Here is a 16,274-nt window from a genome sequence, read left to right on the forward strand (position 1 = left end):
CCGGGGGCTGCGGGCCCGGCGTCGGTCCGGGCGGGACCGGGTCGGGGTACGGGTTGGTCATGGTGTCCTCCGGCCAGTCACTCGACGTCGGCTCTGGACTACTCCCCCGCCTACCCGACGGCCGCTCCACCACTCACCCGCCGGGGGGATGCCGCAGGGGCCGGGTGGGCGCCCGTCCCTCAGAACCGCCCCGGATGCGCCACCAGCCACGCCTCCGCGGCACGCAGCAGTTCCGGGTCGGGCGCCGGGGCCGCCTCGGGGTGCCGCTCGGCCCACTTGACGACGTACGGACACAGCGGCGCCACCCGGACGCCCTCGCGCTCGGCGACGGCGTACAGCTCGCGGGCGAGGGAGCCGGCGATGCCCTTCCCCTCGTGGGCCGGCTCCACGATCGTGTGGACGGGGACGAGCGCGCGCTCGGGCGCGTCGAGGACGAAGTACTCGATGTGTCCGACGACTTCAGCGCCGCCCACCGCCTCGAGACGCCCCACCACCCGGTCGTCGCGGATCTGTGTGTCGCTCATGGGCGCGCTCCTGGCGGCGTCGGTCAGGCCGGTACGGCCTGCGGGCTGCGCTCCTGGTCCGAGCCCGGCACCGGCTCGGACGGATCGGCGCCGAGGGCCACGATCCGGTTGTCGCGGTCGACGTGCACGATCCGCGGCGTCAGCGCCCGCGCCTCGGCGTCGGTCACCTGAGCGTAACTGATGATGATCACCAGATCACCGGGGTGGACGAGATGGGCGGCGGCTCCGTTGATCCCGACGACACCGGAGCCGCGCTCGCCCTCGATGACGTACGTCTCCAGGCGCGCGCCGTTGGTGATGTCGACGATGTGCACGAGCTCGCCGGGCAGGAGGTCGGCGGCGTCGAGCAGGTCGGCGTCGATGGTCACCGATCCCACGTAGTGCAGGTCGGCCTGGGTGACGGTGGCCCTGTGGATCTTGGACTTGAACAGAGTACGAAGCATTCAGAACTCCCGAAATTGGCTCCCTGCCTGCTTGCTTGCAGGTCAAGGGCTGTTTTCTCAGCTTACAGCGGCTCGTCCTCCACCTCACGCCCGTCAGTCCGACGGAGGATTTACGCTGACCGCTTGCTGAGTCCTCTGGCAGGTCGCCAGTCAACTGTCGAAGACTTCTCACGGCCAGAATATGGACCGGGGCCTGGAAGCCGCATCGAGATCCTCGTCACGTCACGAGGGGGACAGGAGTGGGGAGATCATCGCAAACCTTCAGCAACTCCGCCCCCTCGGCCGCGCTGCCGGAGTGTGCCGTCAAGGCAGTTCATGACGAATGGCGTGGGCCATGCGGGTCCGCCGGCACCACGAACACACTCACGGCGGGTACGGCGACAGTCAGCGAGGGCGGTCGGCCCCACCCACTCCGCGGGGGTGCGCTCGTGGCCGGCGCCGGGTTCGGGGGCGGGACGGCTCTTCTCCGTAAAGCCCACGGTAGGCAGTCGCCCGGTGGCCCCACACCCGCCGCCGTACTCGGATCGGCTGCTCAGATCACGTACGCCGGCCCCGCGCCCGGGTCAGCTGCTTCAGTTCGATGATGGTCGCGACGGAACGCAGCCAGGTGGCCGCGGTGTCGTCGGCGGCGATCCCGCCCACGAGTTCGGTGCCGGCCCGCAGCCACTCCCGTACGAGGACGGCCGCCTCCCGGCGGGGCAGGGGCTCGGGCAGCTCCGCCGCGCGGACGAGTCCGCCGGCGCGCACGATGTCGGCGAGGAAGGCGACCGAGCGCGGCTCGGTGCCGAGGCGGTCGAGGATGACGGCCGCGGCCGCGGCACCGTCGCCGAACAGGGCGGTGCGCCGGGTGCCGGGCTCGGCGGTGAGGCCGTAACGCAGCAGCACGGTGATGTCGAGCCGGGCCAGCTCGTCGTCCGTGCGGTCCGGCGGGTAGGGGGCGTCGTCGTTCATGGCGGGGCCTCGGGTGTCTCGTCTCATCCGACTGGTTCGCTGCGGCTCAGTCGACGGTGACGGTATAGGTGATGCGCTCGGGGGCCGGGGAGGGACTGGCCGCACCCGTGCTCGGGGTGGTGGAGGGTCCGGTCGTCTCGGGGGGCCGGGTGGAGGTGTTGCCCTGGCAGGTGGTGAACGTGCAGTGCAGCAGCGTGAACCGGGTGGTCCCCTTGCCCTTCGCCTCGAAGGTGAAGGTGAGCCGGCCGCCGGCACCGGGCATCGGCTCGTCGCCGGAGTCCGACGCGTAGTCCTGGCCGCGGCTGACCAGCACCGAGCTGTCGGGCTCGGGGTCGACCAGGTACCAGTACTCGCGGGTGGAGGCGTTCTGGTGGACGGTGATCGTGAAGCGCTCACCCGGCTCGGCGGTGATGCTGGTGTCCTTCACCGGGTGGCTGGTCGGACGGCCCGCGGTGCTCGTGGAGCCGCCGGCCGGTTCGTCGGTGCCCGAGCCGCAGCCCGTGGCGAGAGCGAGGAGCGCGGCCGCCGCGATCGCGGCACCGCCCCTGCTACCGCGGAAGATAGACGCTGTACGCATTGGGGAGTTCACTCTTGGATGCCTTGCCCATGTGGCCGTTGATGAAGTCGTCCTCGCTGACCCAGGTGGTCGAGCCCCAGGGGTTGTACACCTGAAGCATGTCACCCTCCTGGGCGATGATGGTCATCGCGTGGGCGCCCTTCTCGCCGTTGACGTCGACCGGCACCGGATACCCCTGCGCCACCGACTTCTCGACCTCGGTGAGGACCGCCCTGCGGTCGGCGGCGCTGTTCAGGTCCTGGCGCTGGTAGTCACTGCCGGTGGCACTGCCGACGGCGGCGTCGTTGATCCGTTCCTGCCCCTCGGGCCCCATGCCGCCCCAGTTCGCGCCGCCGTCGCCTTCGGTGTGCAGCCGGTGCTGTTCGGCCACCAGGCGCTGCTTGAAGGCGTTGGGGTCGTCCTGCTGCCCGTCGGGGCCGCCGGTGAGGTCGAGCGCGTACAGGGGGTCGACCATGGCGCGGGACGTGACGGTGGACGAGGCCACGCAGGTGCCCTCGGAGCCGTCGCCACCCTGGATCCACCGCTGGCCGTCGAACGTGACGTAGTCCTTGTTGTTGTTCGAGCCGTCCGGCGCCAGGCCCTCGTCGTTCATGCTGTCCGCGGCGGTGACCACCGGAGTGAGGTGCCGGCGCAGCCAGTCGGGGTCCTTGCCGTGGATCTTGTCCTGGAACGTCCCGATCTCGGCGACGCTGTGGCCGGCGGCCAGGGCCTTCATCAGGTAGGCCCGCTCCTGCGGGCTGTCCGACTTCGCCAGCATCCGCTCCATGGCCATCTCGTCGTCGAGGCTCAGCAGGTCCATACGCGTCGACGCGCGCGCCAGGTCGCCGGCCGTGAGGATCTCGTTCAGCTCGGTGTCGGCGCCCGCGACACCGGTCTCGGCGAGCATCAGCTTGTCGACTGCGGTGAGTTCGCTGGTCTCCATCTTCCCGGCCCGTGCCTCGGCGGCCCACTTGTTCAGGTCCCGGGCCGCGACGCGGGTGGCCTCCTGCGCGTCGGAGACCGCGGCGTGCATCAGGTCGACCGCGTAGGAGCCGAAGTGGGCGGCGTTCTTGCGGTCCCACTCCTCCTCGTCGTTCTCGTGCAGGTCGTCGAAGAAACCGTCCTTGCCGCCGAGCATCTTCTTCTGTTCCAGCAACTGCCCGCGGCCCTGCTCGTCCTTGCGCTGCGCGGCGCCGATCGCGTCGGCCAGCGTCAGCAGCACCGTCGCGCAGCCCTGGAACACCTCGCTCATCCGGGTCACGGACCGCGCGGCGGCGTTCACCACCTCGGAGGCGAGGACGCTCGTGTCGCCGACCCACACCTCCGGAAGACCCTTGCGGCCCACCCGGTCGACCTGGTCGAAGACGCTGCCGACCTGGTCGACCTGGCCGCGGTAGAGCCTTGCCAGGCCCTCCAGCACGCCCTGGTCACCGCCCGGTTCGGGCACCGAGAGGGCGTCGTCGATCAGGTCGAGGAGCTCGTTCTTGCTCCCGGCAGCGAGCATCTTCTTGGACAGCCCGGCGAGCCAGGCGAGGCGGAAGGAAGGGGAGTCGAGGGGAGAGGAGAAGAACGACACCGGCCCGTTCCTCAGTAGCTCGACAGGGCCGAGGCGAGCCCGCCCTGCGTCGATGTGCCGGTGAGGCTGCTCGTGCCGCCGGCGGGGACGCTGTCCACGTGCGTCTTCACCAGGCCGTCGGTGCCGTGGTAGGTCTTCTTGGCCAACTGCACCTTGCCACCGAGCTCGTGCAACGCCGCCGCCAGTGTCTTCGCCTCCGCCTCCCAGGCCTTGACGAAAGCGTTCAGCGCGGACGCGGCGTCGTCGCCGCCGACATCGCCGTACGAGTAACTCGTGCGGGACTTGACGGCCGAGCTGACGCCGTCCATGTCCGTGCCGGCGTCGTCGAGTTGCCGGGCCTGGCCGGTCATGCCTGCCCTGACCTGGTAGCCGTCCGAGCCCACCGTGCCTCCCCCGTATGTACTCGATCGTGACCGCGGGCAGGCTAACACGCACTTGGATACAAAGGATCACACGCCGGCCGCCACACACACCTCCTCCACATCACCGTCCCACGGCACGCCTGGGCGCTCGTCCCGGCCCAGGCGATCGGCTGCAACTCGCCGCAGGCGTACAGCGCGTACGAGCCGACGCCGCCCGCCCGCAGCCACCGGGCTACGCGGAAGGTCGGGTCACGTCGCCCGACCGGACGTCGTCAATCAGGCCGTGGTCACTGTCGTTGGCGAGAGCTACGGCCTCCAGCCCGCAGGAGCCGGTCGTCCTGCGGATGGCCCCGGCCCCGAATCTGCAGTGCACCTCCGAGCGGGCACTCATACGCAACGAGTTCGCCGCCGCGCCCTGCCTCGCCACGATCGCGGCTCTGGTTCCGTGGATGCGCCGCGTCGGGACTCTGTCCGTGCGAAGGCGTGCTCAATGGCGGCCCGGACCCTGGGGCCTCAGGAGCTGTGTTCTCCTTTTCAAGCCGCAAGTCCCTTGTGGCCGCGCTCGCGTTCGTCCCCGTCGCCAGGAGCCCCGGCATACCTGAGACCACTGCCTACCGGTAGTGCTCCCAGAAGACGGTTCCCTGCCCGTTTGCTTTCAGGTCAAAGGCGTAGGAGCCGGCGCCGGCCGCTGAGCTGGCCCGCCGCGGACGGCCGGCGCCGGCCTGCGCAACGGCTTTGACGAGACGTTCGTGACCATCACCACAGCCCGTCGGCCCGCCCAGCTGGTCTCACCGGTGGCGTGCGCGTCCCAGCGCCGCTGCCGCCGTCAGCGGCACGGTCAGCAGCGCCGCGAGCCAGAACAGCGGCCGGTAGGCGTGGGCCTGAGCGGTCGAGGCGGCCAGGCCGCCGGCCAGGGCGCTCCCCAGGTAGAGCGCCACACCGAACATGGCCACACCGGTGGCGCGGGCCGTCGGGGACAGGGCCGTCGCCCAGGACTGGATCGTGGAGTGCATGACGACCAGCCGCCACCGAGCAGCAGTGCCACCAGGACGAGCACCCCGGTCGACTGGCTGTATCCGGCGAGGAGGTACGCGACGGCCATCTGGCCACCGCCGGCCACGATCAGGCGGACCGGGGACCACTGCCCGACAAGCCGTTTGACCACCTGTGCCGCCGTCATGGACCCGACCCCGTACAGGGCCGCGACCGCACCGGCCGAAGTGGCGGGAACCCCGTGCGCCTCGAGGGCGGGCGCCAGGTAGGTCAGGAAACCGAGCAGCACGGCTCCCTCCAGCATGGCCACCGCCATGACGTACCACTGCCACGGCGACGACAGCACGACGCGGAAGGGCGACAGCAAGGACCCGGAGCGCTCCCGCTCGGGCTCCGGCAGGCGGCGCAGCGCGACCGCCAGGCAGGCAGGCGGCGAGCACGCCGGGCACGGCGAACACCAGCCGCCAGCTGAGGTAGTGGGCCAGCGCCCCGGCGACGACCGTGGCCACGGCGGTGCCCGCCGCGAAGGCGGTCATCAGTTCGCTGAGCGGGCGTTGCCGCACCGCGGCGGGCACCGTGTCGCCCACATAGGTCAGGGAAGCGGCGATGGACGCGGCGAAGAACGCGCCGGCCAGGGCGCGGGCCCCGATCAGCACCGGACCTGCGACGGCTCCAGGGCAGGCCGGTGGCACCGCGGTACCACCCGGGCGCACCGCTCAGGCCAGACCGGCCAGCACCCGGTCCGGGGTGAGCGGCAGTGCGCGGAAGCGGACGCCGGTGGCGTGGTGGACCGCGTTGCCGATGGCCGCGGCGGTGCCGACGATGCCGATCTCGCCGATGCCCTTGCTGCCCATGGGGTTGAGGTGGGGATCGTCCTCCTCGATCCAGTGCGCCTCGATGTCGGGCACGTCGGCGTGCGCGGGCACGTGGTAGGAGGCGAGGTCCGACTCGGCGAAGTCGCCGAAGGCGGCGTCCATGGTGCTGCCCTCGGTGAGCGCCATGCCGAGGCCCATGGTCATGCCGCCGACGAACTGGGACCGGGCGGTACGGGCGTTGAGGATCCGCCCGGCCGCGTAGACACCGAGCAGCCGGCGCACCCGGACCTCGCCGGTGACCATGTCGACGGTGACCTCGGCGAACTGGGCGCCGAAGGCGTGCCGCGCGTACGGGCTGTCGGCGTCGGCGCGGCCCGTGGTGTCCGCCCGCTCGACGAGGCCGGTGCCGGGCAGCGGCCCGGTGTGGCCGGCCAGGCGGTCGGCCAGCCGGGTGCACGCCTCGTGCACGGCCCAGCCCCAGGAAGCGGTGCCGGAGGAGCCGCCGGCCAGCGGGGCCGACGGCAGGTCGCTGTTTCCGACCTCGGTCCGTACCCGCTCGAGCGGTACGCCGAGGGCGTCGGCCGCCACCTGGGCGAGCACGGTACGGGCGCCCGTGCCGATGTCGGCGGCGTTCACCCGTACCAGGAAGGTGCCGTCCGGCAGCGCGTGGGCCGCCGCGGTGGACGGGGACACCATGACGGGGTAGGTCGCCGCGGCCACGCCCGTGCCGGCCAGGAGGGAGCCCTCGGCGCGGGACCGGGGGCGCGGGTCGCGGCGTGCCCAGTCGAAGCGGCGGGCGCCCTCCCGCAGGCACTCCACGAGATGTCTGCTGCTGAACGGCTTGCCGCTGTCGGGCTCGGCGTCCGGTTCGTTGAGGATCCGCAGCTCCACCGGGTCCTCGCCGAGCGCGTCGGCGAGTTCGTCCATCGCGGACTCCAGGGCGTACATGCCGGGCGCCTCGCCGGGGGCGCGCATCCAGGACGGGCTGGGCACGTCCAGTGGGACGACCCGGTGGGCGGTCAGCAGGTGAGGGGCGGCGTACATGACGCGGGCGGGGGTCGCCGCCTGCTCCACGAACTCGCGGACGTGGGAGGTGTACGTGGTCACCTCGTGCAGAAGCGTGGTCAGGCGGCCGTCGGCGGTGGCGCCCAGCCGCAGCCGGTGCAGGGTGGGGGCGCGGTGGCCGACCACGGCGGCCAGGTACCGGCGCGGGAGGTTGACGGTCACGGGCCGGCCGGTGTGGCGTGCCGCCATCACGGCGAGGACGACGTCGGGACGCGGGGTTCCCTTGGCGCCGAACCCCCCGCCGACGTGCTCGGTGACGACGGTGACATGGTCCTCCGGCATGTCGAACAGTCCGGCGAGCACGGAGCGGACGGTGGTGCCGCCCTGGCTGGAGGTGTACACGGTGAGGCGGTCGCCGGCCCGGTCCCAGTGCGCGGTGCTGGCGTGCGGCTCCATGGGGTGGTTGTGCAGGGGCGGCACGCGGTATTCGGTGTCCACGCGGACGGGGGCGGCCGCGTAGGCGCCGTCCGGGTGGCCGTGTTCGGTGCGGGCCGGCTGGCCGCCGTTGGCCTCCTCGGGTTCGTACGCGTCCGGGTGCTCCGGCCGGAGCGTCACATCGTGCTCCTCGGTGGCGTACGTGACCCGGACCGCGCGGGCTCCCGCGCGGGCGGCCTCCGGCGTGTCGGCGACGACGAGGGCGACGAACCAGCCCCGGTGCGGGACACGCGGCTCCTGCAGGACGGCGAGAGTGGCGTCCTCCGGTTCGGTGAGCCGGGGGGCGTTCTCGTGGGTGAGGACGGTGAGAACGCCGGGGACCTGGTGGGCGGCGGTCGTGTCGATCGCGGTGACCCGGCCGCGTGCGATCGAGGCGGGCACGGGCCAGGCGTGGGCGCGGCCCGGCAGGGGCTGCTCGGCGGCGTAGCGGGCCCGGCCGGTGACCTTCTCCCGGCCTTCCCGGCGCTCGACGGGGGCGCCCAGGGCGGTGCCGGTGCGGGCCATGGTGTCCTCCTGTGGCATGCCGGTTCAGCTCCCCACGGGCGTCGGCGCGAGCCGGTTGAGGACGTCCAGGGCGAGGTTGCGGGCGAGGGGCACCTTGTAGGCGTTGTCGCGCAGGGGCTCGGCGGCGTCGAGTTCGAGGGCGACGGCGCCCTCGAAGGCGGGCGGGGTGGCGGACGCGCCCAGCAGGGCCTCCTCCGCCAGCCGGGCCCGCCACGGCCGGTGCGCGAGGGCCCCGAAGGCCAGGCCGACCTGCGTGACCACGCCGTCCGTCACCCGCAGCAGCACGGCGACGGAGGCGAGCGCGAAGGCGTACGAGGCCCGGTCGCGGGCCTTGCGGTAGGCGGAGGGCGCCCCGGCGGTGGCGGCCGGGAGCACCACGCCGGTGATCAGTTCGCCGGGCCGGATCTCGGTGTCCCGCTCCGGGTGGTCGCCGGGCAGCCGGTGGAAGTCGGCCACCGGCACGCACCGGGTGCCCTCGGTGCCGTACAGGTCCACGCGCGCGTCGAGGGCGGCCAGGGCGACGGCCATGTCGGAGGGGTGGGTGGCGATGCAGTGCGGCGAGTGGCCGAGGACCGCGTGGTCGCGGTGCACGCCCTCGCGGGCGCCGCAGCCGGTGCCGGGCTCGCGTTTGTTGCACGGTTTGGACAGGTCCTGGAAGTAGGGGCAGCGGGTGCGCTGGAGCAGGTTGCCGCCGGTGGTGGCGGCGTTGCGCAGCTGGCCGGAGGCGCCCGCGAGCACGGCCTGGGACAGTGCGGGGTAGCGGTCGCGGACCAGAGGATGGGCGGCGAGGTCGCTGTTGCGGACGGTGGCGCCGACGCGCAGCGAGCCGTCGGGCAGTTCCTCCACCGTCTCCAGGGGCAGGCGGCTGACGTCGACGAGGGCGGCCGGCCGGGCCACGCCCAGCTTCATCAGGTCGACGAGGTTGGTGCCGCCGCCGAGGTACTGGGCGCCGGGGTGCGCGGCGTACGCCTCGGCCGCCTCCTCGACGCTGCGGGCCCGTACGTAGGCGAAGGACTTCACCGGTTCACGTCCTCCACGGCCTCGACGATGCGCGGGTAGGCCCCGCAGCGGCAGAGGTTGCCGCTGAGCCGCTCGCGGATCTCGGCCCGGTCCAGCGGCACGGGCCGGCCGGAGGGGGCCGCCGGGTCGGTGACGTGCGAGGGGTGACCGGCCGCTGCCTCGGCCAGCGCGCCCACGGCGGAGCAGATCTGGCCCGGTGTGCAGTACCCGCACTGGAAGGCGTCGCGGTCCAGGAAGGCCTGTTGCAGGGGGTGCGGTTCCTCGCCGTCGCCCGCGAGGCCCTCGACGGTGGTGACCTCGCTGCCGTCCAGGGCGACGGCGAGCAGCAGGCAGCTGTTGACCCGGCGCCCGTCGACCAGGACCGTGCAGGCCCCGCACTGGCCGTGGTCGCAGCCCTTCTTGGCCCCGGTGAGGTCGAGGTCCTCGCGCAGGAGGTCCAGCAGGGCGCGCCGGTGGTCGACGAGGAGGGTGTGGGGCTTGCCGTTGACCCGGAGGGTGACTTCGGAGCGGTACGGGCCCGGCGCGGTGCGCGCCGCGCCGGGCCGGTCGTCGTGAATCTCGCTGCCCATGCGTGGATCACCTTCCGGACGGGCCGTGATGCGTGCAGACCGCGTATCCAGGCTGCGGCACCTGACACGTTCCGGCACCCCGGGGACGCCCGAGCGGGGTCAGCCGGTCCGCGCGGACCCGCCCGCCCTGGTCAGCCGGCCGGTGACGTCCGCGGTGTCGGACGCGGGCGGCTCCGCGACGCTGACCTTCGTACCGAAGTCCGTGAACCGCAGCACAGTCGTGCTCGTCACCTGCGCGTCCTGCTTCCCCGGGGTCCGCCCCTGAAGCGGGTGCAGGGTCAGGCGGACGCTCTCCTGCCGGAGGCGGCCCCGGTCGTCCAGCCACAGGTCCACCGGCAGCGACGACTTCCCCAGCTGGCGCCGGAGCTCCCCGGCCTGCCCGGCGTTGCCCGGTGCCAGCGACGACACGGGCACCGCGACGCGGTAGTGCGTGGTGCGGGTGCCGTCGAGGGTCTGGGTGCCGACGCGGGTGACGTCCTCGGTGTCGGCGCCCTTGAGGTAACGGAACGGCTCGGCCGGGTCGCTGACCTGGGACCTTCCGGTGGAGCCCGACCTGTTCAGCCGGGCGAGGTCGGTCTTCATCCAGGTCCTGCCGTCCGGCACGGCAGCCTTCTGCCCGCCGGACGGCTTCTGGTAGACCACGCCGTCGACGACGCGCTGCTCGATCTCGGTGCCCTGCGAGGTCAGCGTCATCCGGCTGGCGCCCTCCTCCAGGTCGACCACGCCGGTGCCGTGCGCGGTGACGGCCTGCCCGTCGGCGACGGCCTCGGTGCTCACGGTCATCCTCGCGGTGTCCGCGGCCACGGTCCTGCGGTAGGCGTCCTGGACCGCCCGGGCCTTCGGCGTCGCGCTGGGGCCGCCCTCGGCGTCGCCGCCCGTCCCGGAGCCGTCCTCACTGCCGCAGGCCGCTAATCCGGCGGCCAGGACCAGCGTGGCCACAGCACTTCCGATCTGCGCTTTCGACACGGTGCCTTCCTCCCGAGCAGAGCCGCTCCGCACGTACGTGACCGTTCCTCGGGTGCCCCGTCAACCACCGCTCACGCCCCGGCCGCCACCTCGGCCGCGCTCTCGGCGTCCCGCCTCTCGAACTGGGTGCGGTACAGCTCGGCGTACCGGCCGCCGGCCCGCAGGAGTTCGTCGTGCGTGCCGCGTTCCACGATGCGGCCGGCCTCGACGACCAGGATCAGGTCGGCGGCCCGGACGGTGGACAGGCGGTGGGCGATCACGAGGGCGGTACGGTCGCGCAGCGCCTCCGTCAGGGCCTCCTGCACGGCCGCCTCGGAGGTGTTGTCCAGGTGGGCGGTGGCCTCGTCGAGGATGACGACGCGCTGCCGGGCCAGCAGCAGCCGGGCGATGGTCATCCGCTGCCGCTCGCCGCCGGAGAGGCGGTAGCCGCGCTCGCCGACCACCGTGTCCAGGCCGTCGGGCAGGGACCGTACGACGTCGTCGAGGCGGGCGCGGCCGAGGGCGTCCCAGAGTTCGTCGTCGGTCGCGCTGGGGCGGGCCAGCAGCAGGTTGGCCCGGACGGTGTCGTGGAAGAGGTGGCCGTCCTGGGTGACCATGCCGAGGGTGGCCCGCAGGGAGGCCGCGGTCAGGTCTCGGACGTCGACGCCGCCGACGCGGACGGCGCCCTCGTCGACGTCGTACAGGCGCGGCAGCAGCTGGGCGATGGTCGACTTGCCGGCGCCGGAGGAGCCGACGAGGGCGACGGTCTGGCCGGGTTCGGCGCGGAAGGAGACGCCGTGCAGGACCTCGCTGCCGCCGCGCGCGTCGAGGGCGGCGACCTCCTCCAGGGAGGCGAGGGAGACCTTGTCGGCGGACGGGTAGCCGAAGCGGACGTCGTCGAACTCGACCGCCACCGGCCCCTCGGGCACCTCGCGGGCGTCCGGCTTCTCCTCGATGAGCGGCTTGAGGTCGAGCACCTCGAAGACCCGTTCGAAGCTGACCAGTGCGGACATCACTTCGACGCGGGCCCCGGCGAGCGCGGTCAGCGGCGCGTACAGCCGGGTCAGCAGCAGTGCCAGGGACACGACGGCGCCGGGCTCCAGGTGGCCGCGCAGCGCGAACCAGCCGCCGAGGCCGTAGACCAGGGCGAGGGCCAGGGAGGACACCAGGGTGAGGGCGGTGATGAACGCCGACTGGGCGGTGGCCGTGCGGACGCCGATGTCCCGCACCCGGGCGGCGCGGGCCGCGAACTGGGCCGACTCCTCCTCCGGGCGGCCGAACAGCTTGACCAAAGTGGCGCCGGGAGCGGAGAAACGCTCGGTCATCCGGGTGCCCATCGCCGCGTTGAGGGCGGCCGCCTCCCGCTGCATACGGGCCATCCGGCTGCCCATCCGGCGGGCGGGCACCACGAACACCGGCAGCAGCACCAGCGCGAGCAGGGTGATCTGCCAGGACAGGGTGAGCATGACGGCCAGGGTGAGCAGCAGCGTGACGATGTTGCTGACGACGCCCGAGAGCGTGTTGCTGAAGGCGCGCTGGGCGCCGATGACGTCGTTGTTGAGACGGGAGACGAGCGCCCCCGTACGAGTGCGTGTGAAGAACGCGACCGGCATGCGCTGCACATGATCGAACACAGCCGTTCTCAGATCGAGGATGAGCGCCTCCCCGAGCGTCGCCGAGAGCCGTCTGCCGAGGATCCCGAGGGCGGCCTCGGCGACCGCGATCAGGGCGATCAGCACGGCCAGCCGTACGACCGTGCCCTCGTCGCCGTCCGACACGATCGCGTCCACGACGCGGCCGGCGAGCACGGGGGTCGCGACGGCGAGCAGCGCGGTCACCACCCCGAGCAGCACGAACCAGGCGATGCGGCGGCGGTGCGGGCGGGCGAAGGCGGCGATGCGGCGCAGCGTCTCGCGGCCGAAGGGGCGGCGCTCCTGCTGGGCGTTCATCACGCTGTGCAACTGTGTCCACGCTGTGGTCTCCATGCTCATGGGAGAGAACGTAGAACCTCAAGCTTCGTTGAGGTCAATGTCCGCCCGCCGTCCCCTCGCACGAAGGACCCGATGCCCCCTCCCCCGCAGCTTCGCCCTCACCCGCTTCCCGTCCGTCACCCGCCGGCCGCGCCCCGGCCACCCGCCGTTGGGGCGGCCCGGAAAACCTCTCCCGGTGTGACAGCGGTACACCTCCCCGAACTGCGCCCGGGACGACTCCCCCGTCGCGTCCCCGTCCGTCAGGCCCTGTGCCTGATCCCGCTCCTGCTCGTCACCGTCGCCGCGGTGCGGCACCGCTCCGTGCTCGCCGAGGGCTTCGGCCACCTGCGCACGGCTTCCTGGCCCTGGCTGCTGGCGGCGGCCGGCGCCACCTGCCTGACCTGGGTCGCCGCCGCCTTCGCCCGGCAGGGCGCCGTCGTGCAGCCACTGCCCGGGCGCCGGCTCCTGGCCACCCAGTTCGCGGCCGGCGCGGCCAACCACCTGCTGCCGACCGGACTCGGCGCGAGCGCGGTCAACCTGCGGTTCATGACCGTGTGCGGGGTGCCGCTCGCCCGCTCCTCGGCCGCCCTCGCGCTGTACATGCTCGCCGAGTGCGTCGGCCGGCTGACCCTGCTGGCCGCGCTGCTGATCGCCTTCCCCGGCGCGCTGCGGCTCGGCAGCCTGCTGCCCGCCGGGGCACTGGGCCCGCTGCTGCTGGGCGCCGGTGCCCTGCCGGCGGTGGCGGTGGCCGCGCTGCTGCTCGTACGACGGCTGCGCACCGCCGGGTGCTCCTTCCTGCGGACCGCGCTGGGCGAGGCCCGGTCGGTGCACGCTTGCCCGGCCCGGGCAGTGGCCCTGTGGGGCGGTTCGCTGGCGTTCCCCGCGCTCCAGGCCGCCGCGCTGGCCGCGGTGGGGCGGGCACTGGGGCTGCCGGTGCCGCCCGCGCACATGGCGCTGGCCTATCTGGCGGCGACGGTCGCGGTGGCGCTGGTGCCGACGCCGGGCGGCCTCGGCTCCGTCGAGGCGGCGCTGATCGTGGCCCTCGTGGCGGTGGGCGGCCCGGCGTCCGTCGCCACCGCGGTCGTCCTGGCCTACCGGATCATCACGGTGTGGGTGCCGCTGGTGCCGGGGGCGGTGACGCTGGCGGCGCTGGTGCGGCTGAAGATCATCTGAGAGGCGGATCCGCCCGGGAGGAGGCACGCTGGGCGACCCGTGCAGCCGGGTCAGCGAAGGAGTCTCACCGTGCCGGTCCGAGTGGACCGCAAGGAACACGTCACCACCGTCGTTCCTCTCCCGCCCCGGGGCCCGAAACGCCGTCGACGGCCCCACGGCTGCCGGACTGGCGGCAGCCTTCCGCGCGTTCGATGCCGACGACGACGCCCGTGTGGCCGTGCTGTGGGGGGAGGGCGGCACCTTCTGCGCGGGCGCGGACCTGAAGGCGATGGGCACCGGGCGCGGCAACCGGGTGGCCGAGGACGGCGACGGCCCGATGGGCCCGACCAGGATGCGGCTGTCCAAGCCGGTGATCGCCGCGGTCGCCGGGCACCCCGTCGCCGGAGGCCTGGAACTCGCCCTGTGGTGCGACCTCAGGGTCGCCGAGGAGGACGCCGTCTTCGGCGTGTTCTGCCGCCGCTGGGGCGTCCCGCTCATCGACGGCGGCACGGTACGGCTGCCCCGGCTCATCGGCACCGGCCGCGCGCTCGACATGATCCTCACCGGCCGCCCCGTACCGGCCCGCGAGGCCCGCGAGACGGGCCTGGCCAACCGCGTCGTGCCCACGGGCCGGGCCCGGGCCGAGGCGGAGCGACTCGCGGCGTCCATGGCCCGGTTCCCGCAGGCCTGCCTGCGAGCCGACCGGGCGTCGGTCCTGGAGCAGGAGGGGCTCGACGAGGAGACCGCGCTGCGTGGTGAACTCCGGTACGGGACGGGCGTGCTGACCGAGGCGCTCGAGGGGGCGGCGAGGTTCGCCGGGGGTGAGGGACGCCACGGCTCGTTCTCGCGGTGAGCGCCGGACGCGTACGAACTGCCGCCGCGGATACGGCAGGATGAAAAGTCGCGCCGGCCGTGCAGCCGTACCGGCCGGCGCGAACCGCACATCCCGCAGACGAGCAGGTGACAACGTGACGATTCTTCACACTGGGCCGCCGGCGACGCCGTTCGCCGCAGCTTCCCGCCCCGGAGGTGACCGGTGAACCGCGCGCTGACCCTGGACGACCTCATCCTCGCCGGCATCGCCCTGGCGGCCGGTCTGCTGGTGGCCTTCTCCTCCCGCACGCTGCTGCGCTGGCTGGCGGGGCACGCCAAGCGCACCAAGTGGAGCGGCGACGACGTGATGGTGGACGCGCTGCGCACGGTCGTGCCGTGGACGGCCACCGCGGCCGGCGCGGCCGGCGCGGGGGCGGCGCTGCCGCTGACCCGGACCGTCCAGCACCACACCAACCAGTGCCTGCAGGTGCTGCTCATCTTCGTCGTGACCCTGTCGGCGGCCCGGGTGATCGCCGGTCTGGTGCAGTCGGTCACCCAGTCCCGCTCCGGCGTCGCCGGGTCGGCCACGATCTTCGTCAACATCACCCGGGTACTGGTCCTGGCGATCGGCTTCCTGGTGGTGCTGCAGACGCTGGGCATCTCCATAGCGCCCCTGCTCACCGCCCTGGGCGTGGGCGGCCTGGCCGTCGCGCTGGCCCTGCAGGACACCCTCGCCAACCTCTTCGCGGGCATCCACATCCTCGCCTCCAAGACCGTGCAGCCCGGCGACTACATCCGGCTGAGCAGCGGCGAGGAGGGCTACGTCGTCGACATCAACTGGCGCCAGACGACCGTCCGCCAGCTCTCCAACAACCTGGTCGTCGTCCCCAACGGGCAGCTGGCGAAGACCAACATGACCAACTACACGCGGCCCGAGCAGCAGTTGACGGTCCTGGTGCAGGTCGGGGTGAGCTACGACAGCGACCTGGACCACGTCGAGCGCGTGACCACGGAGGTCATCGCCGAGGTGATGACCGGGATCACCGGCGCCGTCCCCGACCACGAGCCCGCCATCCGCTTCCACACCTTCGGCGACTCCCGCATCGGCTTCACGGTCATCCTGGGCGTCGGCGAGTTCAGCGACCAGTACCGGATCAAGCACGAGTTCATCAAGCGCCTGCACAAGCGCTACCGCGAGGAGGGCATCCGCATCCCCGCCCCCGCCCGGACGGTCGCGCTCCAGCAGGGCTCCGTGGTGATCCCGCAGCAGCGCAGCGGCGAGGACGTGGCGGCGGGTCCCGGCATCGGCGGCTGAGGCGTCCGGCACACTGATCGGCGCTGCCGACACCTGCTGTTCTCGCCCCCGCCGCGCCTGCGCTTCTCGCCCCCGACCCGCGCCTGCGCTTCTCGTCCCCGGGGGCTGCGCCCCCAGGCCCCGCTTCCGGCCTGAACGGCCTCGGCCTCAACCGCCGGACGGGTGGTCCCCAGGGTCAGGGCCGTCGCGGTGCCGATCAGGGCGGCGGCCGGGGCCGTCACTCTGGTGCGACATCTCATGGTCCGCTTTCGCTCGGGCGGCCGGGT

The 16,274-nt window shown here is 73.2% G+C and carries 14 protein-coding genes and 4 pseudogenes; 3 read left to right on the forward strand and 15 right to left on the reverse strand.

The window, feature by feature from the left end; genetic code table 11:
• Nucleotides 1-179 precede the first annotated feature (179 nt).
• From ACIBBH_RS06790 to ACIBBH_RS06860, 15 genes and pseudogenes are all read right to left on the reverse strand, one after another.
• Nucleotides 180-524: a GNAT family N-acetyltransferase gene (locus tag ACIBBH_RS06790; RefSeq protein ID WP_399402622.1), complete on the reverse strand. Its 345-nt coding sequence runs from the start codon at nucleotides 522-524 to the stop codon at nucleotides 180-182.
• A gap of 23 nt (nucleotides 525-547) precedes the next feature.
• A complete protein-coding gene (gene panD, locus ACIBBH_RS06795; protein WP_399402624.1) occupies nucleotides 548-967 on the reverse strand; it encodes an aspartate 1-decarboxylase in 420 nt (139 codons plus the stop codon).
• Between the two features lie 537 nt (nucleotides 968-1,504).
• Nucleotides 1,505-1,918 carry a hypothetical protein gene (locus tag ACIBBH_RS06800; protein ID WP_399402626.1) on the reverse strand — a complete coding sequence of 138 codons (414 nt, stop codon included), beginning with the start codon at nucleotides 1,916-1,918 and terminating at the stop codon, nucleotides 1,505-1,507.
• 46 nt (nucleotides 1,919-1,964) lie between these two features.
• Nucleotides 1,965-2,495, reverse strand: a complete 531-nt coding sequence (locus ACIBBH_RS06805; RefSeq protein WP_399402628.1) for a protease inhibitor I42 family protein — start codon at nucleotides 2,493-2,495, stop codon at nucleotides 1,965-1,967.
• The gene (locus ACIBBH_RS06810; RefSeq protein ID WP_399402630.1) at nucleotides 2,467-4,050 is read right to left on the reverse strand and encodes a peptidoglycan-binding protein; all 1,584 of its coding nucleotides are present in this window, start codon (nucleotides 4,048-4,050) and stop codon (nucleotides 2,467-2,469) included. The genes ACIBBH_RS06805 and ACIBBH_RS06810 overlap by 29 nt, the downstream gene beginning before the upstream one ends.
• Nucleotides 4,051-4,061: 11 nt before the next feature.
• Entirely contained in the window at nucleotides 4,062-4,433 is a 372-nt protein-coding gene (locus ACIBBH_RS06815) for a hypothetical protein (protein WP_399402632.1), read from the reverse strand.
• 131 nt (nucleotides 4,434-4,564) lie between these two features.
• A pseudogene (locus ACIBBH_RS06820) lies at nucleotides 4,565-4,728 on the reverse strand (aldehyde dehydrogenase); the annotation flags it as partial.
• Nucleotides 4,729-5,200: 472 nt separating this feature from the next.
• Nucleotides 5,201-5,425, reverse strand: a complete 225-nt coding sequence (locus ACIBBH_RS06825) for a hypothetical protein (protein ID WP_399402745.1) — start codon at nucleotides 5,423-5,425, stop codon at nucleotides 5,201-5,203.
• A gap of 53 nt (nucleotides 5,426-5,478) precedes the next feature.
• Nucleotides 5,479-5,772, reverse strand: a pseudogene (locus ACIBBH_RS06830) (MFS transporter); the annotation flags it as partial.
• A gap of 70 nt (nucleotides 5,773-5,842) precedes the next feature.
• Nucleotides 5,843-6,118, reverse strand: a pseudogene (locus tag ACIBBH_RS06835) (MFS transporter); the annotation flags it as partial.
• 3 nt (nucleotides 6,119-6,121) lie between these two features.
• Nucleotides 6,122-8,224 (reverse strand): xanthine dehydrogenase family protein molybdopterin-binding subunit, encoded by a 2,103-nt coding sequence (locus tag ACIBBH_RS06840; RefSeq protein WP_399402731.1) that lies wholly within the window; start codon nucleotides 8,222-8,224, stop codon nucleotides 6,122-6,124.
• Nucleotides 8,225-8,248: 24 nt separating this feature from the next.
• A complete protein-coding gene (locus ACIBBH_RS06845) occupies nucleotides 8,249-9,244 on the reverse strand; it encodes an FAD binding domain-containing protein (protein WP_399402634.1) in 996 nt (331 codons plus the stop codon).
• Entirely contained in the window at nucleotides 9,241-9,813 is a 573-nt protein-coding gene (locus ACIBBH_RS06850; RefSeq protein ID WP_399402636.1) for a (2Fe-2S)-binding protein, read from the reverse strand. Before ACIBBH_RS06850 ends, ACIBBH_RS06845 begins: the two co-directional genes overlap by 4 nt.
• 99 nt (nucleotides 9,814-9,912) lie before the next feature.
• The gene (locus ACIBBH_RS06855) at nucleotides 9,913-10,779 is read right to left on the reverse strand and encodes a hypothetical protein (RefSeq protein WP_399402638.1); all 867 of its coding nucleotides are present in this window, start codon (nucleotides 10,777-10,779) and stop codon (nucleotides 9,913-9,915) included.
• A 71-nt stretch (nucleotides 10,780-10,850) separates the two neighbouring features.
• Nucleotides 10,851-12,743 (reverse strand): ABC transporter ATP-binding protein, encoded by a 1,893-nt coding sequence (locus tag ACIBBH_RS06860; RefSeq protein ID WP_399402733.1) that lies wholly within the window; start codon nucleotides 12,741-12,743, stop codon nucleotides 10,851-10,853.
• Between the two features lie 183 nt (nucleotides 12,744-12,926).
• Here ACIBBH_RS06860 and ACIBBH_RS06865 point away from each other — a divergent pair, with 183 nt between their 5' ends.
• From ACIBBH_RS06865 to ACIBBH_RS06875, 3 genes and pseudogenes are all read left to right on the forward strand, one after another.
• The gene (locus ACIBBH_RS06865; protein WP_399402640.1) at nucleotides 12,927-13,901 is read left to right on the forward strand and encodes a YbhN family protein; all 975 of its coding nucleotides are present in this window, start codon (nucleotides 12,927-12,929) and stop codon (nucleotides 13,899-13,901) included.
• Between the two features lie 69 nt (nucleotides 13,902-13,970).
• Nucleotides 13,971-14,733, forward strand: a pseudogene (locus ACIBBH_RS06870) (crotonase/enoyl-CoA hydratase family protein).
• A 183-nt stretch (nucleotides 14,734-14,916) separates the two neighbouring features.
• Nucleotides 14,917-16,008: a mechanosensitive ion channel family protein gene (locus tag ACIBBH_RS06875; RefSeq protein ID WP_399402641.1), complete on the forward strand. Its 1,092-nt coding sequence runs from the start codon at nucleotides 14,917-14,919 to the stop codon at nucleotides 16,006-16,008.
• Nucleotides 16,009-16,274 lie beyond the last annotated feature (266 nt).

The sequence above is a fragment of the Streptomyces sp. NPDC051636 genome (assembly GCF_044453765.1).
Classification (GTDB): domain Bacteria; phylum Actinomycetota; class Actinomycetes; order Streptomycetales; family Streptomycetaceae; genus Streptomyces.